17 protein-coding genes and 1 tRNA gene are annotated in these 25306 nt (G+C 70.7%); 13 read left to right on the forward strand and 5 right to left on the reverse strand.

Annotated features, from left to right (window positions below):
• Positions 1-52: 52 nt before the first annotated feature.
• Complete coding sequence (locus NOO62_RS22110) at positions 53-400, forward strand: Rv3654c family TadE-like protein (protein WP_414931003.1); 348 nt, start codon at positions 53-55, stop codon at positions 398-400.
• A gap of 154 nt (positions 401-554) precedes the next feature.
• On the opposite strand, the gene NOO62_RS22115 is transcribed toward NOO62_RS22110, so the two are convergent.
• Positions 555-3017 carry a DEAD/DEAH box helicase gene (locus tag NOO62_RS22115; RefSeq protein WP_268772627.1) on the reverse strand — a complete coding sequence of 821 codons (2463 nt, stop codon included), beginning with the start codon at positions 3015-3017 and terminating at the stop codon, positions 555-557.
• A gap of 80 nt (positions 3018-3097) precedes the next feature.
• On the opposite strand from NOO62_RS22115, the gene bldG reads away from it, so the two are divergent.
• From bldG to NOO62_RS22170, 11 genes are all read left to right on the forward strand, one after another.
• Positions 3098-3439 carry an anti-sigma factor antagonist BldG gene (gene bldG / locus NOO62_RS22120; RefSeq protein ID WP_003975386.1) on the forward strand — a complete coding sequence of 114 codons (342 nt, stop codon included), beginning with the start codon at positions 3098-3100 and terminating at the stop codon, positions 3437-3439.
• Between the two features lie 118 nt (positions 3440-3557).
• Complete coding sequence (locus NOO62_RS22125) at positions 3558-3998, forward strand: ATP-binding protein (protein WP_268772628.1); 441 nt, start codon at positions 3558-3560, stop codon at positions 3996-3998.
• 509 nt (positions 3999-4507) lie between these two features.
• Entirely contained in the window at positions 4508-6910 is a 2403-nt protein-coding gene (locus NOO62_RS22130) for a sodium-translocating pyrophosphatase (protein ID WP_268772629.1), read from the forward strand.
• Positions 6911-7148: 238 nt separating this feature from the next.
• Entirely contained in the window at positions 7149-7733 is a 585-nt protein-coding gene (locus tag NOO62_RS22135; protein WP_268772630.1) for a small secreted protein, read from the forward strand.
• 76 nt (positions 7734-7809) lie between these two features.
• Entirely contained in the window at positions 7810-9324 is a 1515-nt protein-coding gene (locus tag NOO62_RS22140; RefSeq protein ID WP_268772631.1) for a class I SAM-dependent methyltransferase, read from the forward strand.
• A gap of 176 nt (positions 9325-9500) precedes the next feature.
• Positions 9501-9698 (forward strand): hypothetical protein, encoded by a 198-nt coding sequence (locus NOO62_RS22145; RefSeq protein ID WP_268772632.1) that lies wholly within the window; start codon positions 9501-9503, stop codon positions 9696-9698.
• 374 nt (positions 9699-10072) lie between these two features.
• Complete coding sequence (gene topA, locus NOO62_RS22150; RefSeq protein WP_268772633.1) at positions 10073-12889, forward strand: type I DNA topoisomerase; 2817 nt, start codon at positions 10073-10075, stop codon at positions 12887-12889.
• Positions 12890-13002: 113 nt separating this feature from the next.
• Positions 13003-16218, forward strand: a complete 3216-nt coding sequence (gene tmk / locus NOO62_RS22155) for a dTMP kinase (protein ID WP_268772634.1) — start codon at positions 13003-13005, stop codon at positions 16216-16218.
• A 136-nt stretch (positions 16219-16354) separates the two neighbouring features.
• Positions 16355-17560 (forward strand): DNA polymerase III subunit delta', encoded by a 1206-nt coding sequence (locus NOO62_RS22160; protein ID WP_268772635.1) that lies wholly within the window; start codon positions 16355-16357, stop codon positions 17558-17560.
• 96 nt (positions 17561-17656) lie between these two features.
• Complete coding sequence (locus tag NOO62_RS22165) at positions 17657-19252, forward strand: alpha/beta hydrolase (RefSeq protein WP_268772636.1); 1596 nt, start codon at positions 17657-17659, stop codon at positions 19250-19252.
• A gap of 84 nt (positions 19253-19336) precedes the next feature.
• A tRNA-Thr gene (locus NOO62_RS22170) sits at positions 19337-19410 on the forward strand.
• A 52-nt stretch (positions 19411-19462) separates the two neighbouring features.
• Here the strand turns inward: NOO62_RS22170 and NOO62_RS22175 are convergent.
• On the reverse strand, positions 19463-20368 hold the full coding sequence (locus NOO62_RS22175) for a LysR family transcriptional regulator (protein WP_268772637.1): 906 nt from the start codon (positions 20366-20368) through the stop codon (positions 19463-19465).
• A gap of 396 nt (positions 20369-20764) precedes the next feature.
• Here NOO62_RS22175 and NOO62_RS22180 point away from each other — a divergent pair, with 396 nt between their 5' ends.
• A complete protein-coding gene (locus NOO62_RS22180; RefSeq protein ID WP_268772638.1) occupies positions 20765-22021 on the forward strand; it encodes a ParB/RepB/Spo0J family partition protein in 1257 nt (418 codons plus the stop codon).
• Between the two features lie 43 nt (positions 22022-22064).
• On the opposite strand, the gene NOO62_RS22185 is transcribed toward NOO62_RS22180, so the two are convergent.
• Genes NOO62_RS22185 through NOO62_RS22195 form a run of 3 tightly spaced genes read right to left on the reverse strand, consistent with a single transcriptional unit; the run spans position 22065 to position 25140 of the window.
• On the reverse strand, positions 22065-23567 hold the full coding sequence (locus tag NOO62_RS22185; RefSeq protein WP_268772639.1) for an aldehyde dehydrogenase family protein: 1503 nt from the start codon (positions 23565-23567) through the stop codon (positions 22065-22067).
• Complete coding sequence (locus NOO62_RS22190) at positions 23567-24667, reverse strand: phenazine antibiotic biosynthesis protein (RefSeq protein ID WP_268772640.1); 1101 nt, start codon at positions 24665-24667, stop codon at positions 23567-23569. Before NOO62_RS22190 ends, NOO62_RS22185 begins: the two co-directional genes overlap by 1 nt.
• Positions 24664-25140 carry a hypothetical protein gene (locus tag NOO62_RS22195; protein WP_268772641.1) on the reverse strand — a complete coding sequence of 159 codons (477 nt, stop codon included), beginning with the start codon at positions 25138-25140 and terminating at the stop codon, positions 24664-24666. Before NOO62_RS22195 ends, NOO62_RS22190 begins: the two co-directional genes overlap by 4 nt.
• Positions 25141-25306: the final 166 nt, after the last annotated feature.

Consider the following 25306-nt stretch of genomic DNA (forward strand, 5'->3'; position numbering starts at 1 on the left):
GACAGGTGCGGGACGCGATCGCGGAGCCGCCACGGTGTGGGTGGTCGTCGTGATGGCCGTACTCGGCGTGATCTGCGGTGCGGTGCTCGCGATGACGCAGGTCGTCGTGGCTCGGCACCGGGCGGGCGGCGCGGCGGACCTGGCGGCGCTGGCGGCGGCGGATCGGTGGTCTGCGGGGTCCGATGCGGCTTGCGCGGGGGCGGGGCGGGTGGCTGCGGCACAAGGTGCGCGAATGGTTCTGTGCGGGTTGCGGGGCGAGACCTCAGAGGTCTCGGTCTCGTCTTCGGCGGGCCCTTTCACCGCGACGGTCAGATCCCGGGCGGGCCCGGTGACATCCGGGGCGTTGCCCCACCGGATAGGAGCGCCGAACTGTCCCCCGTGCACCGCCCTGCGCGGGTAGGAGCACCAAGCCCGCCGCTGCGCGGCGGATGTTCCCCACTCGCCCACCCGCCCAGCCGTTCACCCCGCGACGTCCAGCGGGAGTAGGTGCGCCCCCCCCCGGCCGCACCCGCGCAGCAACGCAACGCCAGACGAACCCCCACCGCAGACACCGCTCAAGGCGCCCCGCCGGCCCCCGCATCGCGCAACAGCACCGAAAGCAACCGCACCGCCCCCCGCTTGTGCAGCGGATCGTTGCCGTTGCCGCACTTGGGGGACTGGATGCACGAAGGGCAGCCCGCCTCGCACTCGCAGGAGGCGATCGCCTGGCGCGTGGCCGTGAGCCACTCCTGGGCCGTGTGGAAGGCCCGCTCGGCGAAGCCCGCCCCGCCGGGGTGGCCGTCGTACACGAAGACCGTGGGAAGGAGCGTGTCCGGGTGCAGCGGGACGGAGACGCCGCCGATGTCCCATCGGTCACACGTGGCGAAGAGCGGCAGCATGCCGATGGACGCGTGTTCGGCGGCGTGCAGCGCGCCGCCGAGGATCTCGGGGTTGATGCGTGCGGCGTCGAGTTGGTCCTCGGTCACCGTCCACCACACCGCGCGCGTCCGGAGCGTACGAGGAGGGAGGTCCAGCTTGGTCTCGCCGAGTACCTCGCCGGTGATGATGCGGCGACGCAGGAAGGAGACGACTTGGTTGGTGACTTCGACGGAGCCGTAGCAGAGGCGCCCCGCGCCCCAGGGGACCTCCGTGTCCGTCTCCAGGATGGAGATCGCCGTCGTGTCGCGAGCGGTCGTGGAGTAGGGCGGCGCGGCTTCCTCGACGAGGGCGACCGAGTCCTCCAGGTCGAGGTGGCGGACGAGATACGTACGCCCTTGGTGGAGGTGGACCGCGCCTTCGTGGACGCTCGTGTGCGCGGCGGACGCGTCGACCGTGCCGAGGAGCCGGCCCGTGCCCTCCTCGACGATCTGGACAGGCTTTCCGCCCTCGCCGCGGATGTCGGTGAGGTCGGCGGCCCGCTCCCGGCGGGTCCAGTGCCAGGACTTGGTCCGGCGCCGGAGGAGCTTCGCGGCTTCCAGCTGCGGGAGGAGTTCTTCGGTGGTGGGGCCGAAGAGGGTGAAGTCCTCTTCGGTCAGGGGGAGTTCGGATGCGGCGGCGCAGAGGTGGGGCGCCAGGACGTAGGGGTTGTCGGGGTCGAGGACCGTGCACTCGACGGGCTGCTGGAACAGCGCCTCGGGGTGGTGGACGAGATACGTGTCCAGCGGGTCGTCCCGGGCGACGAGGACGGCCAGCGCGCCCTGCGCCGACCGTCCCGCGCGTCCGGCCTGCTGCCAGAGCGAGGCCCGCGTGCCCGGGTAGCCGGCGATGACGACCGCGTCCAACCCCGAGACGTCGACGCCGAGTTCGAGGGCGGTGGTGGCGGCGAGGCCGAGGAGTTCGCCGGAGTGCAGGGCGCGCTCCAGGGCGCGGCGCTCCTCGGGGAGGTAGCCGCCGCGGTAGGCGGCGACACGCCGGGCGAGGGAGCGGTCGACTTCGGCGAGGCGTTCCTGGGCGATCACGGAGATCAGTTCGGCGCCGCGCCGGGAGCGTACGAAGGCGACCGAGCGGACGCCTTGGACGGTGAGGTCGGTGAGGAGGTCGGCGGTCTCGGCGGTGGCGGTGCGGCGGACCGGGGCGCCCTTCTCGCCGTGGAGCTCGGTGAGAGGGGGTTCCCAGAGGGCGAAGACGAGGTCGCCGCGGGGTGAGGCGTCGTCGGCGACCTCCTGCACGGGGAGGCCGGTGAGGCGCTCCGCGGAGGCCGCGGGGTCGGCGCAGGTGGCGGAGGCGAGGAGGAAGACGGGCTCGGAGCCGTAGCGGGCGCAGAGGCGGCGCAGGCGGCGCAGGACCTGGGCGACGTGGGAGCCGAAGACGCCGCGGTAGGTGTGGCACTCGTCGATGACGACGTAGCGCAGGGAGCGCAGGAAGGAGGACCAGCGCGGGTGGGAGGGGAGTATCCCGCGGTGCAGCATGTCGGGGTTGGTCAGGACGTAATTGGCGTACTGCCGGACCCATTCGCGCTCTTCGAAGGGGGTGTCGCCGTCGTAGACGGCGGGGCGCACCGCGTTGCCGAGGGGGGCGGCCAGCTCGCGGACGGCGCGGCGCTGGTCGGCGGCGAGGGCCTTGGTGGGCGCGAGGTACAGGGCGGTGGTGCCGCGCCCGTTGGGTGCTTCCGAGCCGTCCAGGAGGGCGGAGAGGACGGGGGTGAGGTACGCCAGGGACTTGCCGGAAGCGGTGCCGGTGGCGACGACCACGGATTCCCCGTCCAGGGCGTGCTCGGCGGCAAGCGCCTGGTGCGCCCAGGGGTGCTCGATGCCGGCGGCCTGGACGGCGGATATGACCTCGGAACGGATGCGGTCGGGCCAGACTGCATACCGGGCCTCACGTGGGGGCAGGTGCTCCGTATGAGTGACGCGCGATGCACGGCTCGGCCCCGCGGTGAGCCGGTCAAGAACGGTCCGCGGGGACGTGCGTGCCGGGGCGCCCGCAGAGGGTCCTCCGGGAGGAGAAATTTTGGCCATCGGCATCGAGTGTGTCACTGGCGAGATGGACAATGGTCCGAAGGCGTCGTGCACGCCTGCCGGTAAGTGATTGAATGCCATCGCGGCTGGCGATCCGTCCTGGGGGCTCTGCCGAGGTGTCCCGAGGGATGACCGCTCGATAGCAAGGTGCTGGAGGATCCGTGGACCTGTCCCTGTCGACCCGTACCGTCGGCGATCGTACGGTCGTCGAGGTCGGTGGCGAAATCGATGTTTATACCGCGCCCAAGCTGCGCGAGCAGTTGGTCGAGCTGGTGAACGACGGCAGTTTTCATCTGGTCGTCGACATGGAGGGCGTGGACTTCCTCGACTCCACCGGGCTCGGCGTGCTGGTCGGCGGCCTGAAGCGTGTGCGTGCCCATGAGGGCTCGCTGCGCCTGGTCTGCAACCAGGAGCGCATTCTCAAGATTTTCCGTATCACCGGTCTGACCAAGGTGTTCCCCATTCACACCTCGGTCGAGGAAGCGGTCGCGGCCACCGACTGAGTGGCCTTCGACCGAGCGCCTGACCTCCCGGGCCCCTGGGCCCGGGACGGCAGTACAGCAGGGGACCGGGCCTGCGGCCCGGCCCCCTGACAGCACGTGCGTATGTCGAGGGGGATGCATGGCCACCGTTGAGCTCCGCTTCAGCGCCCTGCCCGAGCACGTCAGGACCGCCCGTCTGGTGGCGGCCGCGGTGGCGCGCAGGGCCGGGGTGGACGAGGCCGTTCTCGACGAGGTCAGGCTCGCGGTCGGCGAGGCCTGCACGCGCGCCGTCGGGCTGCATCAGAGCAGCGGAGTGACGGCGCCGGTGCGGGTTGCGCTGATCGAGGACGAGAAACAGTTCTCCATCGAGGTCGGCGACGAGGCCCCCCGTGCGGCTCCCGGTGACCGGGCGCCCGGCGTGCGTTTCGACGACGGCGAAGAGGCGGATGCCGAGGGCGAGGACGAGATGGGCCTCGCGGTCATCAGCGGCCTCGTGGACGACGTGGAGGTCACGGCCGGTGAGGCCGGCGGCCTCATCCGCATGAGCTGGCCGACGACGCCCGCGCCGCTCGTGCGCTGAGAAGCACCCCTTGTGCGCTGAGGAACACCCCACACACCAGCGAGCGGCTCGCAGCGGCTTCGAGTGACTCCGAGTTCGAGTGCCTCCGAGTAGCCCCGCGCCGCGCCGATGCCGCCAAGCAGTTCCACGTGGCGTCCAGCGGTGTCGATCAGTGCCGGGCGGCGTCACCCTGACACTCACGGGCACTTTCCGGGCGCCATACGCCTGCTTGCCGTCCGCGTTCCGACGTCCGCCCCGGCGTCCCCTGGCCCCGTCACCACCACGGTGAACTGGGCCTTTTCTTTTTCTGATCTTATACGGCCCTAGATCGACGATCTCGCTCCGATCACTCACCGGTCAACTGTCAACGGTTTTGAGGCATTACCGCTTTCGGGGCCAATCCAGACGCGCGATCATTTGCTGAGAAGCAATCTCAGGTCAATTCCGTTTGTGGCGCTCTGTTTTGATCAGGTTCCGCTCCCTACAATCCGTCCACATCTTGAGCTCAGCCCAAGCGTCAAGGAGGACGAATGGCGGGGCTTTCTACCCCTCATGAGTTTGACCAACCCACAACCTTCGCAGCCGCAGTCCTGACAGATGACAACCGTCTCATCGTGATGGTGATCGCAGCCGTCGCGGTGGCGGCGCTCGTCGTCGCGGGTGTGCTCGTACGACAAGTACTCGCGGCGGGCGAGGGCACCGACAGCATGAAGAAGATCGCGGCGGCGGTCCAGGAAGGCGCGAATGCCTATCTGGGTCGGCAGATGCGCACACTCGGCGTATTCGCCGTCGTGGTGTTCTTCCTGCTCATGCTGCTGCCCGCGGACGACTGGAATCAGCGCGCCGGACGATCGATCTTCTTCTTGGTCGGAGCGGCGTTCTCGGCGACCACCGGCTATATCGGTATGTGGCTCGCCGTACGCAGCAATGTGCGCGTCGCAGCCGCCGCCCGAGAGGCCACTCCGGCAGAAGGTGAACCCGAAAAGGATCTCACCGCTGTCTCGCACAAGGCCATGAAGATCGCTTTCCGCACGGGCGGCGTAGTCGGCATGTTCACGGTGGGGCTCGGTCTGCTGGGCGCCTCCTGTGTGGTGCTCGTCTACGCGGCCGACGCGCCGAAGGTGCTCGAAGGTTTCGGCCTCGGCGCCGCGCTGATCGCGATGTTCATGCGAGTCGGCGGCGGCATCTTCACCAAGGCCGCCGACGTCGGCGCCGACCTGGTCGGCAAGGTCGAGCAGGGCATTCCGGAGGACGATCCGCGCAATGCCGCGACCATCGCCGACAACGTGGGCGACAACGTCGGCGACTGCGCCGGTATGGCCGCCGACCTCTTCGAGTCGTACGCCGTGACGCTCGTCGCGGCGCTGATCCTCGGCAAGGTCGCGTTCGGCGACTCCGGGCTCGCCTTCCCCCTGCTCGTCCCGGCGATCGGCGTCGTGACGGCGATGATCGGCATCTTCGCGGTGGCGCCCCGGCGCTCCGACCGCAGCGGGATGAGCGCCATCAACCGCGGATTCTTCATCTCCGCCGTCATCTCGCTCGTCCTCGTGGCCGTGGCGGTCTTCGTCTATCTGCCGTCCACGTACGCGGACCTGGACGGTGTCACCGACGCCGCGATCAAGGGCCACGACGGTGATCCGCGGGTTCTCGCGCTCATCGCCGTCGCCATCGGCATCGTGATGGCCGCGCTGATCCAGCAGCTCACCGGCTACTTCACCGAGACCACCCGGCGTCCCGTCAAGGACATCGGGAAGAGCTCGCTCACCGGCGCGGCCACCGTCGTCCTCGCCGGTATCTCGATCGGTCTGGAATCGGCCGTCTACACCGCGCTGCTGATCGGGCTCGGCGTGTACGGGGCGTTCCTGCTCGGCGGTACGTCGATCATGCTCGCCCTGTTCGCGGTCGCGCTCGCCGGTACGGGACTGCTGACCACGGTCGGCGTCATCGTCGCCATGGACACGTTCGGTCCCGTCTCCGACAACGCGCAGGGCATCGCCGAGATGTCCGGCGACGTCGAGGGCGCGGGCGCGCAGGTCCTCACCGACCTGGACGCCGTCGGCAACACCACCAAGGCCATCACCAAGGGCATCGCCATCGCGACCGCGGTCCTCGCGGCGTCGGCGCTCTTCGGGTCGTACCGCGACGCCATCGCGGAAGCGGCCAAGGACGTCGGCGAGAAACTCGGCGACGGCGCTCCGATGAACCTTGTGATGGACATCTCACAACCCAACAACCTGGTGGGCCTGATCCTCGGCGCCGCGGTCGTCTTCCTCTTCTCGGGGCTGGCGATCAACGCGGTGTCGCGGTCGGCGGGCGCCGTGGTCTACGAGGTGCGGCGGCAGTTCCGCGAGCACCCCGGGATCATGGACTACACCGAGGAACCCGAGTACGGCCGCGTCGTCGACATCTGCACCAAGGACGCGCTGCGCGAGCTGGCCACACCGGGTCTGCTCGCCGTGCTCACGCCGATCGCGGTCGGTTTCTCGCTCGGCGTCGGCGCGCTCGGCTCGTTCCTCGCGGGCGCGATCGGCACCGGCACGCTCATGGCGGTCTTCCTCGCCAACTCCGGCGGTGCCTGGGACAACGCCAAGAAGCTCGTCGAGGACGGGCACCACGGCGGCAAGGGCAGCGAGGCGCATGCCGCGACCGTCATCGGTGACACGGTCGGCGACCCGTTCAAGGACACCGCGGGCCCCGCTATCAACCCCCTGTTGAAGGTGATGAACCTGGTGGCGCTGCTCATCGCGCCCGCGGTCGTCAAGTTCAGCTACGGGGACGACGCCAGCGTCGGGATGCGGGCGCTGATCGCGTCGCTCTCCATCGCGGTCATCATCGGTGCGGTCTACGTCTCCAAGCGGCGCGGTATCGCCGTCGGGGACGACGGCAACTCCGAGCGGGTGGCGAAGCCGGCCGATCCGGCCGTGGTCTCGTAGGGCCGCGGTCTCATGACCCGACTCGGTGACTCCTAGTCGGGCTCTGCCCAACACGCGGGCGGACGGCGCTTTTTGATGCGCCGTCCGCCCTGCGTGTGTCCGCGGAGAGATCCGTGAGCCTTCTCTCGCGCCCCGTTCCCGTACGCCGCTTGGTGCAAATGGCTGCAATAGCGGATGTACCGAGCCCCCGGCATGCGGATGTCGCCCAGTTGGCGTGTAAGTTCCGGGGCCGAGAGCCATGGAAGGGACCAATCCGGTGAACAAGAAGCTTGCAGCCGCACTGTCCGGCGGTGCGGTACTGGTACTCGCTTTGTCAGGGTGCAGCGACGACGGCAACAAGAAGCTGGACGACTGGGCCAAGAAGGTCTGTGACTCGGTGCAGCCGCAGTCGAAGAAGATCGCCGGCGCCAACGCCGCGATCCAGAAGGAGACCTCCGACAACAGCTCGCCGGGCGACGTCCAGAAGACCGACTCCAAGGCGTTCAAGGACATGTCCGACGCCTACAAGTCGATGGGCGACGCCGTGAAGAACGCGGGCGCGCCCCCGGTCGACGACGGCAAGAAGAAGACCGACGACGCGGTCAAGGAACTCAACGCCATCTCCAAGTCGTACGGCGACCTGAAGAAGCAGGTCGACGGCTTGGACACCAAGAACCAGGCGGACTTCGCCGACGGCCTCAAGGACGTCGCGGGCGAGCTCGACAAGCTCAGCAAGAGCGGCAACGAGGCCCTGGAGAAGCTGCAGGAGGGGGAGGTCGGCAAGGCGATGGGCAAGCAGGACAGCTGCAAGAGCGCGTCCGCCACGCCCTCCGCCAAGAGCTGACCCTTCCGCAAGGGATGCCCTCGGTGCCCACGCGGTGTCGAGGGCATCGGCGCGCCCGGCGGGCCACAATGGAGGGGTGAGTAACGCCAGCCTTCCCCTGCCCTCGTCCGACCGCGCCGACGTCGCCGCCGCCCTGCGCGACGCGCTGCTCGCCGCCGACTTCACCGCCGACGGGCTGCTCGAGCTGCTCGGGGCCCCCGCCTACACCGCGCTGGCCCGCAGCGAGACCGTGCCCGCGCTGCGGGCCACGCGCGGGGACGGGGCCCTCCCGGCGCTCGTACGCCTCTTCCTGCTGCAGGAATCGGTGCCCCACGCGCGCGTGGCCGACGTTCTCCCCGTCGACGTACTCCTGGAGAGCGACTGGCTGGCCGAGCGGGACGGCGGACTGTGGGCGACGGTGGACGTGCGGCCGTACGGCGGGCCGAGCGGCGAGGACTGGTTCATCGTCTCGGACCTGGGGTGCGCGGTCGGCGGCGCCGGCGGCATCGGCAAGCACGAGGAGGGCGTCGTCCTCGGCGTGGGCGGCGCGTCCACCACGCTGGCCGGCATCACGGTGCGCCTCCCCGTCGGGAACGCCCTCGACCTCGGCACCGGCTCCGGCATCCAGGCCCTGCACGCCGCGCAGCACGCCACGCGCGTGACCGCGACCGACCTCAACCCGCGGGCCCTGCGGTTCACCCGGCTCACCCTGGCGCTGTCCGGCGCCCCGGAGGCCGATCTGCGGGAGGGCTCGCTCTTCGCGCCGGTCGCGGACGAGACGTACGACCTGATCGTCTCCAACCCGCCCTTCGTGATCTCGCCGGGCGCCCGGCTCACGTACCGGGACGGCGGCATGGGCGGGGACGATCTGTGCCGCTCGCTCGTTCAGGAGGCGGGGGAGCGGTTGAACGAAGGGGGATACGCGCACTTCCTGGCCAACTGGCAGCACGTGGAGGGCGAGGAGTGGCAGGACCGGCTGCGGTCCTGGGTGCCGCGCGACTGCGACGCCTGGATCGTGCAGCGCGAGGTGCAGGACATCACGCAGTACGCCGAGCTGTGGCTGCGCGACGCGGGGGACCACCGCACGGACTCCGCGGAGTACGCCGCGCGGTACGACGCGTGGCTGGACGAGTTCGAGGCGCGGGGCACGCGTGCCGTCGGATTCGGCTGGATCACGCTCAGGAAGACGGCTGCCGCCGAGCCGTCCGTCACCGTCGAGGAGTGGCCGCACCCCGTCGAGCAGCCGCTCGGCGACACGGTGCGGGAGTTCTTCGAGCGGCAGGAGTACCTGCGCGCCCACGACGACGCCGCGCTGCTCGCCGCGCACTTCAAGCTCGCCGACGAGGTCGTGCAGGAGCAGGTCGGACTGCCGGGCGCCGAGGACCCGGAGCACGTCGTGCTGCGCCAGAACCGCGGAATGCGGCGGGCCACCAAGGTCGACACGGTGGGCGCCGGGTTCGCGGGAGTCTGCGACGGCTCGCTGAGCGCCGGGCGGATCCTGGATGCCATCGCGCAACTGGTCGGGGAGGACCCGGTGTTGCTGCGGGACCGTACGCCCGCGCAGATCAGGCTCCTCGTGCAGCAGGGCTTCCTGCTGCCCGCGTCGGAGTAGGGGCTGGTTACGGGCCGGTTGGGGGCTGGTGACGGGCCGGTTGGGGGGCTGGTTACGGGACGGTTGGGGGCTGATCAGGCCAACATCCCCGCTCGCCGTTCACCCCGATTTCGTCCTCCCGATTCCCGTGCGTGTCAGCCTCCCGACAGGGGAACTCGGCACGGGGAGGCAAGACCATGGAGAGCGGGCCAGCGATCTTCGCCGGAACGGTGTTCGCACTGTTCGGCGCCGGACTGCTGATGTGGACGGGTGTGCGTGTCGCGCACCGCGCTCCCGTCGCCCAGGGTGTGAACCCCGTCGCATCGGTGACCTTCGCGACGCTCGCGGGATCGGGCGCGCTGCTGCTCGGGGCGTGGTGCTTCACGAGGCTGTGAAGCGGAGGCAAAGCGGCTGGAGAGCGGCCGCGCCGCGACTCCGGCGACGCACCCTCCCCAGTGATCGCACAGGCCTCGTGCGGGCTCCGGCCGTGTGAGGTGCTGAAACAGTGGGTCGCCACTCCGGGCGGCAGGAATGGCGGTAGTCGGGTTACCGTTCGAGTGGCCGTTGCGGGCTTTTCCCGTTTGACACGGGGGCGGGATGTACCGTCACACTCCGCAGCGACAGCGCAACGCAAGCCATGCGGGCACTGTCACCGCACTGCCACGAGCATTGCCACAGCGCAATGCGAGTGAGCGGGGCGACGCGGCAGTGCGACCGAGCACTGCTGCCGCGCACTGCCACCGAGCGCCGACCGGAGAGAAGAGCGAAGTTGTCCCCGACCAGCGAGACCGCACAGGGCGGCCGCCGACTCGTCATCGTCGAGTCGCCTGCCAAGGCGAAGACGATCAAGAGCTACCTCGGCCCCGGCTACGTAGTCGAGGCCAGCGTCGGGCACATCCGCGACCTCCCCAACGGCGCCGCGGAGGTGCCGGAGAAGTACACCGGCGAGGTCCGCCGCCTCGGCGTGGACGTCGAACACGACTTCCAGCCCATCTATGTCGTCAACGCCGACAAGAAGGCGCAGGTCAAGAAGCTCAAGGACCTCCTGAAGGAGTCCGACGAACTCTTCCTCGCCACCGATGAGGACCGCGAGGGCGAAGCCATCGCGTGGCACCTCCTCGAGGTCCTGAAGCCCAAGGTCCCCGTCCACCGCATGGTGTTCCACGAGATCACCAAGGACGCGATCCGCAGCGCCGTCGCCAACCCGCGCGAGCTCAACAAGCGCATGGTCGACGCCCAGGAGACCCGCCGCATCCTCGACCGTCTCTACGGCTACGAGGTCTCGCCGGTCCTCTGGAAGAAGGTCATGCCGCGCCTGTCGGCCGGCCGCGTGCAGTCCGTGGCCACCCGCCTCGTCGTCGAGCGGGAACGCGAGCGCATCGCCTTCCGCTCCGCCGAGTACTGGGACCTGACCGGCACCTTCGGCACCGGCCGCGCCGGTGACGCCTCCGACCCGTCGCAGCTCGTCGCCCGCCTCACCGCGGTCGACGGCAAGCGCATCGCGCAGGGCCGTGACTTCAACTCCGTCGGACAGCTCAAGTCCGACACGCTGCACCTGGACGAGGCGAACGCCCGCGCGCTGGCCGCCGCCCTCCAGGACACCTCTTTCTCCGTGCGGTCGGTCGAGTCCAAGCCGTACCGCCGCTCGCCGTACGCCCCGTTCCGTACGACGACGATGCAGCAGGAGGCCTCGCGCAAGCTGGGCTTCGGCGCGAAGGCCACCATGCAGGTGGCCCAGAAGCTGTACGAGAACGGCTTCATCACGTACATGCGTACGGACTCCACGACTCTGTCGGACACGGCGGTCACCGCAGCCCGTGCGCAGGTCACGCAGCTCTACGGCAGCGACTACCTGCCGGACAAGCCGCGCACGTACGCCGGGAAGGTCAAGAACGCCCAGGAGGCGCACGAGGCGATCCGCCCGTCAGGGGATCGTTTCCGCACGCCCGCCGAGACCGGTCTGACCGGCGACCAGTTCCGGCTCTACGAGCTCATCTGGAAGCGGACCGTCGCCTCCCAGATGAAGGACGCGACGGGCAACTCCGTCACGGTCAAGATCGGCGGCCGCGCCTCCGACGGCCGCGACGCAGAGTTCAGCGCGTCCGGCAAGACCATCACCTTCCACGGCTTCCTCAAGGCGTACGTCGAGGGGGCCGACGACCCGAACGCCGAGCTGGACGACCGCGAGCGCAGGCTCCCGCAGGTCAACCAGGGCGACGCGCTCTCCGCCGACGAGATCTCGGTCGACGGCCACGCGACGAAGCCCCCGGCCCGCTACACCGAGGCCAGCCTCGTCAAGGAGCTCGAAGAGCGTGAGATCGGCCGCCCGTCGACGTACGCGTCGATCCTCGGCACGATCCTCGATCGCGGATACGTCTTCAAGAAGGGGACGGCCCTCGTGCCCTCCTTCCTGAGCTTCGCCGTGGTCAACCTGCTCGAAAAGCACTTCGGCCGCCTCGTCGACTACGACTTCACCGCCAGGATGGAGGACGACCTCGACCGCATCGCGCGGGGCGAGGCGCAGGCCGTGCCGTGGCTGCGGCGCTTCTACTTCGGCGAGGGCGAGGCCTCCGGCGGCGCCGCCGACGCGGGCAACGGCGACGGAGACCACCTCGGCGGCCTCAAGGAGCTCGTCACCGACCTCGGCGCGATCGACGCCCGCGAGGTGTCGTCCTTCCCCGTGGGCAACGACGTCGTGCTGCGCGTCGGGCGCTACGGCCCCTACATCGAGCGCGGCGAGCGCGACTCCGAGAACCACCAGCGCGCGGACGTCCCCGACGACCTGGCACCCGACGAGCTGACCGTCGAGTACGCGGAGGAGCTGCTCGCCAAGCCGAGCGGCGACTTCGAGCTGGGCGCGGACCCGCAGAGCGGCCACCAGATCGTCGCCAAGGACGGCCGCTACGGCCCGTACGTCACCGAGGTGCTCCCCGAGGGCACCCCGAAGACCGGCAAGAACGCGGTCAAGCCGCGTACGGCCTCCCTCTTCAAGACCATGTCCCTCGACACGGTCACTCTGGAGGACGCCCTCAAACTGATGTCCCTCCCGCGCGTGGTGGGTGCCGACGCGGAAGGCGTCGAGATCACCGCGCAGAACGGGCGGTACGGGCCGTACCTGAAGAAGGGCACCGACTCGCGCTCCATCGACACCGAGGAGCAGCTCTTCACCATCACGCTGGAAGAGGCCCTGGAGATCTACTCCAAGCCGAAGCAGCGTGGCCGCGCCGCCGCCAAGCCGCCCCTGAAGGAGCTCGGCGAGGACCCGGTCAGCAAGAAGCCGGTCGTCGTCAAGGACGGCCGCTTCGGGGCGTACGTCACGGACGGCGAGACGAACGCGACGCTGCGGGCGGCCGACTCCGTCGAGGACATCACCCCGGAGCGGGGTTACGAGCTCCTCGCGGAGAAGCGGGCGAAGGGCCCCGCCAAGAAGACCGCGAAGAAGGCACCTGCCAAGAAGGCGCCCGCAAAGAAGACCGCCGCCAAGAAAACGGCGGCCAAGAAGACCACTGCCGCGAAGAAGACCACTACCAAGAAGACTGCCGCCAAGAAGACGGCCGCTTCGAAGAGTGCTGCTTCGGAGGAGTGACACCGCTGCCCCGTGGGTGCCCCAGGGCTCCCATACCGGGAGCCACCCGGACCTGACGGTCGTTTGTTCGGGTGGCTCGGCGGGGAGTCGGTCCGTCCAGATAGGCTGGACGGATGACGCGTGCCGAGCAGCCAACGGCCGGAAACCCGGCCCCCGACGACGCCCTGGTCGCAGATTCCCGAGAGCGTGCCGTCCGCGCCTTGCTGCGCGTACCGCAGCTGAAGAGGTTGTGGAGCGCCCATCTCGTCGGCAGTGTCGGCGACGCGCTCGCGCTCCTCGTCCTGGTGATCCTCGCGCTCCAGTCGGCCATCGCCGAAGCCGCCTTCGGAGGCGGCTATCGGGGTGTCGCCTTCGCCGTGACCGCCGTCTTCGGAGCACGCGTCCTCGCGACGCTGCTCTTCGGGGCGGTGCTGTTGGGACCGCTCACCTCGCTCACCTCCCCGGACGGACCGCTCGACCGCCGCTGGACCATGGTCGGCGCCGACGGAGTGCGTGCCGCGCTCCTCGTCGTCGCACCCCTGTGGATCGACTGGACCCCGGACAACGCCCTCGCGATGATCCTGGTGACGTCCTTCGTCATCGGCGTCGCCGAGCGCTTCTGGACCGTCGCCAAGGAGAGCGCGGCGCCCGCGCTGCTGCCCGCACCGCCCCTGGAGGGCGCGACGGTACGGCCGCTGCCGGACCACATGGACGCGCTGCGGCGCCTGTCCCTGCGTACGGGATTCCTCGCGCTGCCCCTCGCGGCCGCGACCCTCGTCGCCATCACCCTCATCGGCAACCTGCTCGGCGCGGGCCTCGACTGGTTCGAGCTCCACCAAGCCGGACTGGCCTCCTTCGTGGCGGCCGGACTCTTCGCCGCGTCGCTGTCGATCCTGTACCTCCTCGAACTTCCCCGTACGCAGACGCCCCGCGCCCGCAGCCCGCTCGAGGGGCTGCGCAGGCCGCGTACCGGCACCGGCACCGACAAGGGCCGCACCGGCGCCATCTCGCTGTTCGTCGCGGCCTGCGCCGCCGTCACGGGGGCCATCGCGGCCGCCGTCGCCGTCGCCGTGCTGCACGCCAAGGACCTGGGCGGCGGACCCGTCACATACGGCCTGATCGTCCTCGCCCTGACCGGCGGCACCGCCGTCGGCATCCGCACCGCGCCGTCCCTGCTGCCCACGCTCTCGCGCCGCAGGCTGCTCGCCCTCGCCATCGCCCTCACCGGCATCGCGCTGCTCGCCGCGGGCCTCGTGCCCGACGTGACGACCGTGCTGCTGCTCCTGGCCCTCGCGGGGGTCTGCGCGGGCGTCGCCGCGAACATCGGCCACGCGCTGCTGGACCAGGAGGTCGAGGACTACCGCAGGGCCCGTACGACGGAACACCTCCACGCGGTCGTACGCCTCACCCTCGCGCTCGGCGCGCTGATCGCCCCGGTGGTGGCCGCCGCGATCGGGCCGCACCGGATGGTCAACGGCAAGTTCGTCTTCGACCACGGCGGCGCCGCGTTCACGCTCATGCTGGTCGGCGCCCTGCTCCTGCCGGTGGCCGCGCTGGTCCTCGCCAAGGCCGACGACCGGCAGGGCGTCCCCCTCCGGCACGACCTCCTTGACGCGCTGCGCGGCGGCGACGACCCGGCGCAGGCGCCCTGCGCCACCGGCTTCTTCATCGCCCTTGAGGGCGGCGACGGCGCCGGCAAGTCGACGCAGGCCGAAGCGCTCGCCGAGTGGATCCGCGCCAAGGGCCACGAAGTCGTCGTCACGCGCGAGCCGGGGGCCACGCCCGTCGGCAAGCGGCTGCGCTCGATCCTCCTCGACGTCTCGTCGGCCGGTCTCTCGCACCGTGCCGAAGCGCTCCTGTACGCCGCCGACCGCGCGGAGCACGTCGACACCGTCGTGCGCCCCGCCCTCGAACGCGGCGCCGTGGTCATCTCCGACCGCTACATCGACTCGTCCGTCGCCTACCAGGGCGCAGGACGTGACCTGTCGCCGACCGAGATCGCCCGCATCAACCGCTGGGCGACCGGCGGTCTCGTACCGAACCTGACGTGCCTGCTCGACGTGTCGCCCGAGGCTGCCCGCGAGCGGTTCACGGAGGCCCCCGACCGACTGGAGTCGGAGCCCGCCGAGTTCCACGCGCGCGTGCGTTCCGGATTCCTCACGCTCGCCGCCGCCGACCCCGGGCGGTACCTGATCGTCGACGCCTCCCAGGAGCCGGAGGCGGTCACGACCGTGATCCGGCACCGGCTCGACCTCGTACTGCCCCTCTCCGAAGCCGAGGTGAAGGCACAGGAGGAGGCCCGCAAGGCCGCCGAGGAGGAAGCCAGGCGCAAGGCCGAGGAAGAGGCCGCGCGCAAGGCCGAGGAGGAGCGCCTCGAGCGCGAGCGCCAGGAGCAGCTCGCCAAGCTCCGTGCCGAGGAGGAGGAGCGCAAGCGGCGCGAGCTGGAGGAGGCCCAGCGCCGCGAGGCCGAGCGGCAGGCCGAGGAGGCCAGGAAGCGTGCCGAGGAGGCACGGCGCAAGGCCGAGGGGGAGAAGGCCAGGCTCCTCGCCGAGGAGAAGGTGCGGGCGGCCGAGGAGGCGCGGCGCAAGCGCGAGGCCGAGGAAGAGGCGCGGCTGCGCGCGGAGGCGGAGCAGCGGCGGCTCGAGAAGCAGCGGAAGGCCGAGGAGGCGCTGCTGCGGGCTGAGGAGGCGCGGCGGCTCGCGGCGGCCTCTGCGGCTGCGGCGACGGCTGCGGCGGCTCCGGAGCGGAAGAGGCCGACGCCTGTGCGTAAGCCGGCGGCGGCCGCTGAAAAGAAGGCCCCAGCTCCTGAGCGGGACGCTCCTGCTCCCGAGCAGAAGGCTGCGGCCGAGCCGTCCGTACCCGACAACGAGACCACCGTGCCGACGCCGGTGGTGAAGCCCCCGTCCGGAGCCACCGACGAGACGGCCGTGCTGCCTGCGGTCGGGACCGGGACCGGTGACGGTGCCGATGCCGGGGTCGAGGGTCCGAGCGCGGAGGACACCGCGGTGCTGCCGCGGGCGACCGAGCCCGCGGGCGCCGCGGACGAGACGGCCGTGCTGCCTGCCGTGGGGCAGGACAAGGTGCCGCCGGGGTACTTCCGGGACGAGCGACCCGCCGCCGAGCCCGCGTCCTCGCTCGACGGTGCCAACGACCGGACCCGTGAGCTGCCGCAGGTCGACGAGCACGGCGTGCCCCGGCACGCGGGCTCCGACTGGGCCGAGGAGACGCCGCTCGACGACCTGCCGTCGCTCGCGGACGAACTGCTCGGGTCGCACGAGGACGCGGACGACGACGCCGCGGGTGACGACGACGGCGACCGGCGGAAGCGGCGCGGTCGGCGAGGCCGCTGAGCACGTCGCTGAAGGTCCGGGCCGGATTGTCAGAGGCGTCCCGCACAATGGCAGTCCGGCGGATCGGTCCAGCGGATCGGTCCGGCGGATCGGTCCGGTGGAACAGCAGCAGAACGCGGCGTAAGGCGGTGACCCCATGAGCGTGTGGGACGACCTGGTGGGGCAGGAGCGGGTGAGCGAGCAGCTGGGCGCCGCCGCCCGGGACGCCGACGCGCTGGTGACCGCGGTCAGTACGGACACGCCGCCTCCGGAGTCGTCGAAGATGACGCACGCCTGGCTGTTCACGGGCCCGCCCGGCTCCGGACGGGCCACCGCCGCGCGGGCCTTCGCCGCCGCCCTGCAGTGCACCAGCCCGGACCGCGCGCTCGGCGGCGCCCCCGGCTGCGGCTTCTGCGACGGCTGCCACACCAGCCTGATCGGCACCCACGCCGACGTGGAAGTGGTCCGCACGGACATGCTCTCCATCGGCGTGAAGGAGACCCGCGACCTCGTCAGGCGCGCCCAGTTGTCGCCCGCTGTGGGCCGGTGGCAGGTCATCGTCCTTGAGGATGCCGACCGCCTCACCGAGGGCGCGGGGAACGTCCTCCTGAAGGCAGTCGAAGAACCCGCCCCCCGCACGGTGTGGCTGCTCTGCGCGCCCTCCCTGGAGGACGTGCTGCCGACCATCCGTTCGCGCTGCCGGCACCTGACGCTGCGTACACCTCCGGTGGACGCGGTCGCCGACGTGCTCGTACGCAGGGACGGCATCGAGCCGAACGTGGCGGCTGCCGCGGCGCGTGCCACGCAGGGGCACATCGACCGGGCCCGGCGCCTTGCGACCGACCCACGCGCGCGTGAGCGCAGGAACGCCGTCCTGAAGCTGCCGCTGCGGGTGGAGGAGATCGGCGGCTGCCTGAAGGCCGCGCAGGAGCTGATCGACACGGCGGCCGAGGACGCGAAGCAGGTCGCCGAGGAGGTCGACGTCAAGGAGACCGAGGACCTGAAGGCGGCGCTCGGCGCGGCGCAGGGCGGTCGGATGCCGCGCGGTACGGCCGGGGCGATGAAGGAGCTGGAGGACAGGCAGAAGCGGCGCAGGACGCGTACGCAGCGGGACAGCCTCGACCTCGCGCTCACCGACCTGACCGCGCTCTACAGAGACGTGCTCGCCCTGCAGCTCGGCTCGCAGGTGGCCATCGCCAACACGGAGGTCCAGGACATGCTGCAGCGCCTGGCCCTGGCCGCGGCGCCCGAGGCCACGCTCCGCCGCATCGAGGCGATCAGTGCCTGCCGTACGGCCCTCGACCGCAATGTGGCGCCGCTGCTCGCGGTCGAGGCGATGACGGTGGCGCTGCGGGCGGGCTGAACGGCTTCACGGCGGGGGTGGATCGACGACTGACGTCGCGTCACTCGTACGAGTGCGATGTGTGACCGTCCGCGTGCGGAGAGTTAGTCTCGCGGGATGGACATCAGCAGTCGCGGTCGCAGCGGTCGCCCCCGTAACAGTCGCCGCAGCCGTCATCTCCCCCTCCGTACGGGCGGCATCCTGCTCGTGGCCGCGGGGCTGCTCATCTCCGGCTGTTCGAGCGGGAGTTCACCGGTGGAGGCCTCGCTGGCGTCGCTGTCCCGCTCGACACCGGCGGAACTCTCCCCGTACTACGGGCAGAAGCTGAGCTGGCGCGACTGCGGTGCGCCCGGGTTCCAGTGCACGTCGATGAAGGTCCCGCTCGACTACGCGAGGCCCGCGGCGGGCGACATCCAGCTGGCGGTCTCCCGCAAGCAGGCCACCAAGAAGAAGGGCCGGCTCGGTTCGCTCCTGGTCAACCCGGGTGGGCCGGGCGGCTCGGCGATCGGGTACCTCCAGTCGTACGCGGCCCTCGGCTACCCCGCGGAGGTCCGCGCCCGCTACGACATGGTGGCCGTCGACCCGCGCGGCGTGGCCCGCAGCGAGCCCGTGACGTGCCTCGAAGGCGAGCGCATGGACGCGTACACGCAGACCGACGTCACCCCGGACGACCCCCACGAGACCGACGCCCTGCGCACGGCCTTCCAGTCGTTCGCGTCCGGCTGCAAGGAGCGGTCGGCGAAGGTCCTGCCGCACGTCTCCACGGTCGAGGCGGCCCGCGACATGGATGTCCTGCGGTCGGTGCTCGGTGACGGGAAGCTGTCGTACGTAGGCGCGTCGTACGGGACGTTCCTCGGTGCGACGTATGCGGAGCTGTACCCGGAGCGGGTGGGCCGGCTGGTCCTGGACGGCGCGATGGACCCGTCGCTGCCCGCGCGCCGCATGAACCGCGACCAGACCGCCGGCTTCGAGACGGCGTTCCGGTCCTTCGCGAAGGACTGCGCGTCGAAGGGCCAGGAGTGTCCCCTGGGTGCGGGGAGCCCCGAGGACGCGGGCAAGCGCCTCAAGGCGTTCTTCGGCGAGCTGGACCGTCAGCCGCTGCTCATCGGGGGGAGCGGCGGCAGGCGGCTCGGCGAGGCGCTGGCCACGACGGGCGTGATCGCGGCGATGTACGACGAGGCGGGCTGGCCCCAGCTGCGGGACGCGCTCACGTCGGCGATGAAGAACAAGGACGGCTCGGGCCTGCTCGCCCTCTCCGACGGCTACTACGAGCGGGACGGCGACGGAAAGTACGCGAACCTGATGTTCGCCAACGCGGCCGTGAACTGCCTGGACCTCCCGCCCGCCTTCGCGTCCCCCGCGGAGGTCGAGAAGGGCGTCCCGGCGTTCAAGGAGGCCTCGCCGGTCTTCGGCGAGGGCCTCGCCTGGTCCTCGCTGAACTGCGCGTACTGGCCGGTGCGGGCCACGGGCAAGGCGCACCGCATCGAGGCGAAGGGCGCGGCGCCGATCCTGGTAGCCGGCACGACCCGCGACCCGGCGACCCCCTACCGCTGGGCCCAGGCCCTCGCCTCCCAGCTCTCCTCCGGCCGCCTCCTCACCTACGAGGGCGACGGCCACACGGCGTACGGCCGCGGCAGCGAGTGCGTCGACTCGACGATCAATGCGTACCTCCTGGAGGGCACCGTCCCGAAGGACGGAAAGCGCTGCTCATAGCCGCCCGCAGGGGGTGTGCGGAGCACTCTGAAAAACTGTGTAGACTTGGCCGCGTTGCTGATCGCACGATGGTGCGGACGGCGCGCCGCCTTAGCTCAGATGGCCAGAGCAACGCACTCGTAATGCGTAGGTCTCGGGTTCGAATCCCGAAGGCGGCTCATCTGGAACCCCAGGTCAGATCCAATCTGACCTGGGGTTTTCTGTGTTTGGTCAGGCGATCGGCTCGGGGACGGGGGCCGGGCGGGTGAAGGACTCGTGGCAGTGGTGGATCAGTTGGCGCAGGGCGGGGTTGTCCGTGGTGGACCAGGCCAGGGACAGGACGGGCTCCGTGTGGATGTCCGCGATCCTGCGGGTGGTCAGGCGGGGGCGGTGCTGGGCTACCAGGGACTCGGAGAGGATGGCGACGCCCAGGCCGCGGATCGCCAGGTCGGCGATTGCGCTGGGGGCGCCTGCCTGGAACGCGATTTCCATGTGGACGCCCGCCGCGGCGCAGGCGTCGTCGAAGACCCTGCGCACCCCGGCGCCCGTCGGGAGGCTCACCACCGAGTGGTGGGCCAGGTCTTCGAGGGTCACCGCGGGCTTTTCGCAGAGCGGGTGGCCGATGGGCATCGCGGCCACCAGGGGCTCGCGGATGATCTCGTATGCCTCCAGGCCCGGTGGGGTGGAACCGGAGGTGCTGACCAGCGCTATGTCCGCGGTGCCCGCGCGCAGTCGCTCCAGGAGGCGGTCGGAGGTGTCTTCGAGGAGGGTGATCTCCACGCCGGGGTGCCGGTGGTGGAAGGCGGACAGCGCGTCGAAGAGCGGTGTGACCGTGCATGCCGTCACCATGCCGACCACGAGCCTGCCCCGGATCAGGCCGTTCACCTCGTCGACCGCCTGCCGCACGGCGTCCACGGCCGCCAGGGCCGAGCGCGCGTGCCGCAGTGCGGCCACTCCGGCGGGGGTGAGTCGGGTGCTGCGGCCCGAGCGGTCGAACAGCGAAGTCCCGAGGTCGTGCTCCAACTGCCGGATCTGGGCGCTCACTCCGGACTGGCTGATGTGCACGCGCTCCGCGGCGCGAGTGAAGTTCTCCTCTTCGGCCACCGCGACGAAGTATTCGAGCTGCCTGAGTTCCATGGCTCGTGATTCTAGTAATCGGTGATGGTATTCGTTCGGCTTCTGGTCAAATTCCGCTTGAGGAGAGATGGAGGTTTGGCGGAGGGGGGTTGGGGTGTGAGTGGGGAGGTTAACTGTCAAGCTAATTGGGGAATTTGGCTTGAAAGTGTGCGAGTGTGGCGGGCGTGGCCGCTGTCACAGTGGCCCCGTGGGGTACCTGGGCGGTAATTTAAGTAAACAACTATTCCAGGTTCCGGCGTTGTCACGAGTTCCGTTTGTGCCCTGCGCGGCGTCCATTCTGCGCATTCCATGAAGCATGTTCTGGGCAATCCGGTGGGAATTATTGATTCCGCTTCGCGGGGGCGACGGTTGCGTGTCGATGCAGACAGGCGAACTCTGACAGGGGGCGACGGGTTCATGTATGCGAGCGAGTCGACGGAAGCATGGGAAGCCGAGGAAGCCGAGGAAGCCGAGGAAGCTGCGGGAGTCGTGGCAGCGGTGGAAGCGGAAAAGAAGCCTTGGGAAATACGGCCGCATTCACTGCCGGTCGAACGGATACCCGTCGACCTCTTGTGGTCGGCCGACTCACCGCGGCTGGTCGGCGAGAACGTCGACCACATCCGGGTCCTGGCCGAGGCCGGATCCGATCTGCCGCCGATCCTCGTCCACCGGCCGACGATGCGCGTCATCGACGGCATGCACCGCCTGCGGGCGACCGTGCTGCGCGGTGAGCGGGAGATCGCCGTCCGGTTTCTCGACGGATACGAGCCGGACGTGTTCATCGTGGCCGTCCAGGCCAACACCACCCACGGGCTGCCCCTGACACGGGCCGACCGCAACGCCGCGGCCACCCGCATCATCCACTCCCACCCGCAGTGGTCGGACCGCATGATCGCCTCGTTCGCCGGTCTCTCGCCCAAGACGGTCGGGAGCATCCGGCGCAGGCTCGGCGACGATCTGCCCGCCGCGCCGGTGCGGATCGGGCGCGACGGCCGGACGCGGCCGGTCGACAGCAGCAGCGCACGCGCCGCCACCGGCGAGTTCATCCGGACCCACCCCGACGCGACGCTGCGGCAGATCGCCGGGGCCGCCGGAGTCTCCCGTTCCACCGCCCGTGACGTGCGCAGGAAGTTGGAGGAGGGGGATCAGGGGCTGGGAGTGGTGGCGCGGCCGCGGCTCGTTCCCTCGCCGCATCACCAGGACGCGCCCGACCTCACAGCCATCCCCGCCCTGGGAGCGGTGGGAGCGGTGGGAGCGGTGGGGGCGATGGGAGAGAGGGGTGGCATGGGAACGGTGGGGTCTGTGGGGTCCATGCCGGTGGGAGATGCGGCGGGGAGTGCTGTGGGTGCCGTGGCTCTGACGGCCCGGATCGCCTCCGATTCCGCTGTCACATCGCCCATTTCCGCGCGGCTCAGCCCTGCGGACGCGGAGCAGAGCGTCGCCGCCGACCTCATTCCGATCCTGAAGCGGGACCCCTCCATCCGCTTCACCGACTCCGGCCGTCTGCTGCTGCGGCTCCTCGACGCGGCCACGCTGCCCCCCGACGAGTGGAACCGGCTCATCGAGAGCGTTCCGGCCCACTGCGTCGACATGGTGGCGAACGTGGCACGCGCCTGCGGAGAGGTCTGGCTCAACGTCGCACAGGAAGTGGACAGTCGCTCCGCACAGCGGTGACAGCCGGGGCAACCGGCGGTAGCCGGGTGCACCGGAGGCGACTTCAGTCTCGTACGACCGTCTTCGTGCGCATCAGGAAATCGGAGAGGTAGCCGTCGTGCGGCAGCCCGGGCCGCATCCAGTGGGTCGGGTGGTCTCCGACGTACAGGTTGGCGATGGACGGTTCCGCCAGGAGCCCGTCGAGCAGCGGTTCCTGGTGCGTCAGCGCGGTGAGCACCAGGCTGTCGCGCAGCGGAGCGATTCCGTCCGCCGGGCGCCAGGGTGCCACCCACACACAGGGGAAGGGGAGTTCGGCGCCGAGCTGAGGGGCGTCGGCGCGGTCGAGCTGGTGGACTGCCGGGCGCAGGACCGCGCTGCCGTCACCCAGCTCGTCCGCCACCGTGTCCGCGCCCAGCCAGGCCCGGGCCCCCGCGGCACGGCGCCCCACGTACTCCGCGAGCGCCCGGGCACCGGCGGCCGGTTGTACGGGCAGCACCGCCTTCGGGTGGTCCGGCGGGAGGCTGGGCAGCGCCGAGAACCGTTCGGCGAGCGCCTCGCACAGCGGCGTCGGGTCGCCCTCCACCAGGACGGCCGTCGTGTTCACGCAGCCCGTACCGCCGCGCCCGGCGACGGAGTCCACGATGGTGTCGAGGTGGTCGCGCCAGTCCACGTCGGCCGTCAGCAGGACCTTGGAACGGCCGGGGCCCTGGAGCAGGACGGTCGCGTCCGCGCCGTACTTGCGGACCACGTCCTCGCCGCCGTACACCAGGCCCAGATCGGCGCCCCGCAGCACGGCGTCCGCGCCCGCGTGGTCCGTGGGCAGCAGCGTGATCTCGTCGTTCCCGAAGCCCGCGAGGCGCAGCGCGGAGACGAGCCGGTGCGGCGTGAACGGCTCGCGGCGGGAGGGCCGGACCGTGACGCGGAAGCCCAGCGCGAGCGCCTCGGGCCACAGGCTGTGGGTGCCGGGGTGGTTGCCCGCCGCGTGCACGGCGAAGGTGTCGCCGCGCCGGGTGTGGACGGCCCGGCCGCTCCTGACCAGCGGGTCCCGCCAGTCGGTGACCGCGCCGGCGGGCCGTGCCTGTGCGATGCCGGTCGCGATGTCCCGGAGCCGTTCCGCGATCCGGTCGACGGCCGAGGTGACCTCCGTGAGCGGAACGCCGCCGACGCGGCTGACCAGGAGGCGGTACTCCGCCACGCTCAGCCCGGCGACGGTGCCGGTGGCGAACAGGTCGGCCGCGGCGGCGATCCTGCGTACCCGCTCATCGGCCGGTGCGGGGGCCGCGCGGCGGAGCGCGGAGTGGGTGCGGCTGACGAACGGCGGGGGTACGAGGCTCAGTTCGGCGGCGGGGCGGCCGGTCACGTCCGTGACCACCTGGCGGTTTCTGGCGCGGAACGCGCCGCGGGGGCCGAGCGCGTCGAGCTGCACCGGCTCCTGCACCGGCTCCTGCACCGGCTCCTGCACCGGTTTCCGCACCGGATCGCCGGTCGTGCCGTCCTGGGCGGGCGTCGGGGTGTCGGGATACGGGGTGTCGGGGTTCGGGGTCTCGGGATTCGGGGTGGATGGCATTAGTACACGCCCTCCACCACGTCCTCGTTCTCGAACCTGCTGACCGGCGCGATGTCGGCCACGGAGTCGCCGGGGCCGCCGTCGAGCGGCTCGACCCGCGTGGCCAGGTCGCGTTCGAGGTTGTTGGGGAGCAGGAACGACTTGCTGACGTGGCTGGCCACGACCCGGCCGCGCGCCCCGTACGGGACCGGCCTGAGCGTCTCGGGGTCGACGACCGAGAAGGTGACGTACGGACTCAGCGTGTCGAAGACACAGGGGTCGTCGTCGCCGAGGCCGGGGCGCTCGCCCGCGAAGCCGAGGATCATCGTGCTGCCGTAGTTCCCGGAGAAGACGGTGTCGGGGAAGATCTCCGTCCGGTACACCTGGCGGGAGTCGGGGTCGAGCTGTGTGCCGCCCCAACGGATCGCCCTGACCTTCTCGTTGATGAGCTCCACGAGTTCGTCGCGGCGCGCGATCCGGTCCAGGATCGGCGGGGTGACGGTGAGGATGCCGATGTTCTGCGAGCGCAGTACGTCCGCCGCCTGGTCTACGACGTGCTCGGCGTAGTCGTCGGCCTCGCTGCCGCGGCCCCCGGATATCAGGCGCTTCACCCAGCGCGGGTCGAGGTCGATGGTGAATCCGTGGTTGCCGTGCGTCGTTGCCGAGCCCCGGAAGAACTCACCGACGATGTGCGGGCCGCTGGGGACGATTCCCAGCCAGTTTGCGCCCCGCGGGAAGCCGTGGGCGTCCAGTTGCTCGCCGGTCCAGTGGAGCAGCCGTCGGCGCCAGTCGCCGTGCAGGACGACTCGTTTGGGGGCGCCGGTGGTGCCGCCGCTCTCGAACACGCCCCGTACGTCCGGGTTTTCGCCGTACCCGCGCGGGATCAGGTCCTCGGCTCGGACCTTGCGCAGTTCGGCGGCGACATTGGGGAAGCGTACGAGGTCGGCCACCGAGGAGATGTCGGTCCGCGGGTCGAAGTCCAGGGACTTCGCGCGCTCCAGCCAGTACGGGGAGCCGGTCTCGGGGCCGAAGTGCCAGTCCATCGCGGCCCTGATGTATTCGTCCGGGTCGGGCCGGACGCCGGGCGGGAGGTCGAGGATGTCCCAGGTATTCGACGTCATGTGGTTGTCGTTGTCCTTCCCGGCTTTTCGCCCGACATTTTCTCTTTTGAAGGAACCGTGGCATTGGAACCGGGGCTGTTCGGGGGTGTCAACACCGCCACGGGTGTCCCGGTGATAGCTGTCCCGGAGAACGCCGTCCCGGCGAAAGCCGGGCCCAGGGCCTGCAACGACGCCAGGTCGTGCAGTCCCTCGACCGTGCCCTCCGCCTCGAAGGTGGCGCGTATGTCCGGGGGCCGCCCGATCAGTGCGAGGGCGGCGTTCGGGGGCAGTTCGTCCAGCGGTGGCCGCTCGTCCGTCTCCCAGAGCATCACCGCGCCCCACCGGTTCTGCTCCCGGTCCGCGAAGTAGATCTTCAGCCGCAGACCGGGCACCTGGGTCCAGTGGTCGAGCGTGTGGTCGCGCAGGTGTTCGCGCATGGACTCGATGGTCTGCGGCGTGCCGTCCAGGTGCCACCAGGCGACGTCGACCCTCATGGCAGTGCTCGCAAGACGTGACTGATCGTGTGCGGTGCGTAACTGGACATGGGTGCCTCCGTCTTCGGTGTGAGAGGGCGGGAGGGGAGAGGGAGGGAGCGGAGGGGCAGGGAAGCCAGTGAGCGTACGGGGCGTTCGGCCCGGACGCCGAGGTGGCGACTGAGGA

Source organism: Streptomyces sp. Je 1-369, assembly GCF_026810505.1.
In the GTDB taxonomy this organism is placed as follows: Bacteria; Actinomycetota; Actinomycetes; order Streptomycetales; family Streptomycetaceae; genus Streptomyces.

Bases quoted from the DNA above. Each gene is read 5' to 3' on its own strand.
- NOO62_RS22115 (WP_268772627.1), bottom strand. From the start codon at position 3,017: ATGGCATTCAATCACTTACCGGCAGGCGTGCACGACGCCTTCGGACCA.
- NOO62_RS22190 (WP_268772640.1), bottom strand. From the start codon at position 24,667: ATGACGTCGAATACCTGGGACATCCTCGACCTCCCGCCCGGCGTCCGG.
- NOO62_RS22185 (WP_268772639.1), bottom strand. From the start codon at position 23,567: ATGCCATCCACCCCGAATCCCGAGACCCCGAACCCCGACACCCCGTAT.
- NOO62_RS22130 (WP_268772629.1), top strand. From the start codon at position 4,508: ATGGCGGGGCTTTCTACCCCTCATGAGTTTGACCAACCCACAACCTTC.
- NOO62_RS22145 (WP_268772632.1), top strand. From the start codon at position 9,501: ATGGAGAGCGGGCCAGCGATCTTCGCCGGAACGGTGTTCGCACTGTTC.
- NOO62_RS22180 (WP_268772638.1), top strand. From the start codon at position 20,765: ATGTATGCGAGCGAGTCGACGGAAGCATGGGAAGCCGAGGAAGCCGAG.
- NOO62_RS22110 (WP_414931003.1), top strand. From the start codon at position 53: ATGGCCGTACTCGGCGTGATCTGCGGTGCGGTGCTCGCGATGACGCAG.
- NOO62_RS22160 (WP_268772635.1), top strand. From the start codon at position 16,355: ATGAGCGTGTGGGACGACCTGGTGGGGCAGGAGCGGGTGAGCGAGCAG.
- NOO62_RS22175 (WP_268772637.1), bottom strand. From the start codon at position 20,368: ATGGAACTCAGGCAGCTCGAATACTTCGTCGCGGTGGCCGAAGAGGAG.
- NOO62_RS22125 (WP_268772628.1), top strand. From the start codon at position 3,558: ATGGCCACCGTTGAGCTCCGCTTCAGCGCCCTGCCCGAGCACGTCAGG.
- NOO62_RS22195 (WP_268772641.1), bottom strand. From the start codon at position 25,140: ATGAGGGTCGACGTCGCCTGGTGGCACCTGGACGGCACGCCGCAGACC.
- NOO62_RS22165 (WP_268772636.1), top strand. From the start codon at position 17,657: ATGGACATCAGCAGTCGCGGTCGCAGCGGTCGCCCCCGTAACAGTCGC.
- NOO62_RS22135 (WP_268772630.1), top strand. From the start codon at position 7,149: ATGGAAGGGACCAATCCGGTGAACAAGAAGCTTGCAGCCGCACTGTCC.
- tmk (WP_268772634.1), top strand. From the start codon at position 13,003: ATGACGCGTGCCGAGCAGCCAACGGCCGGAAACCCGGCCCCCGACGAC.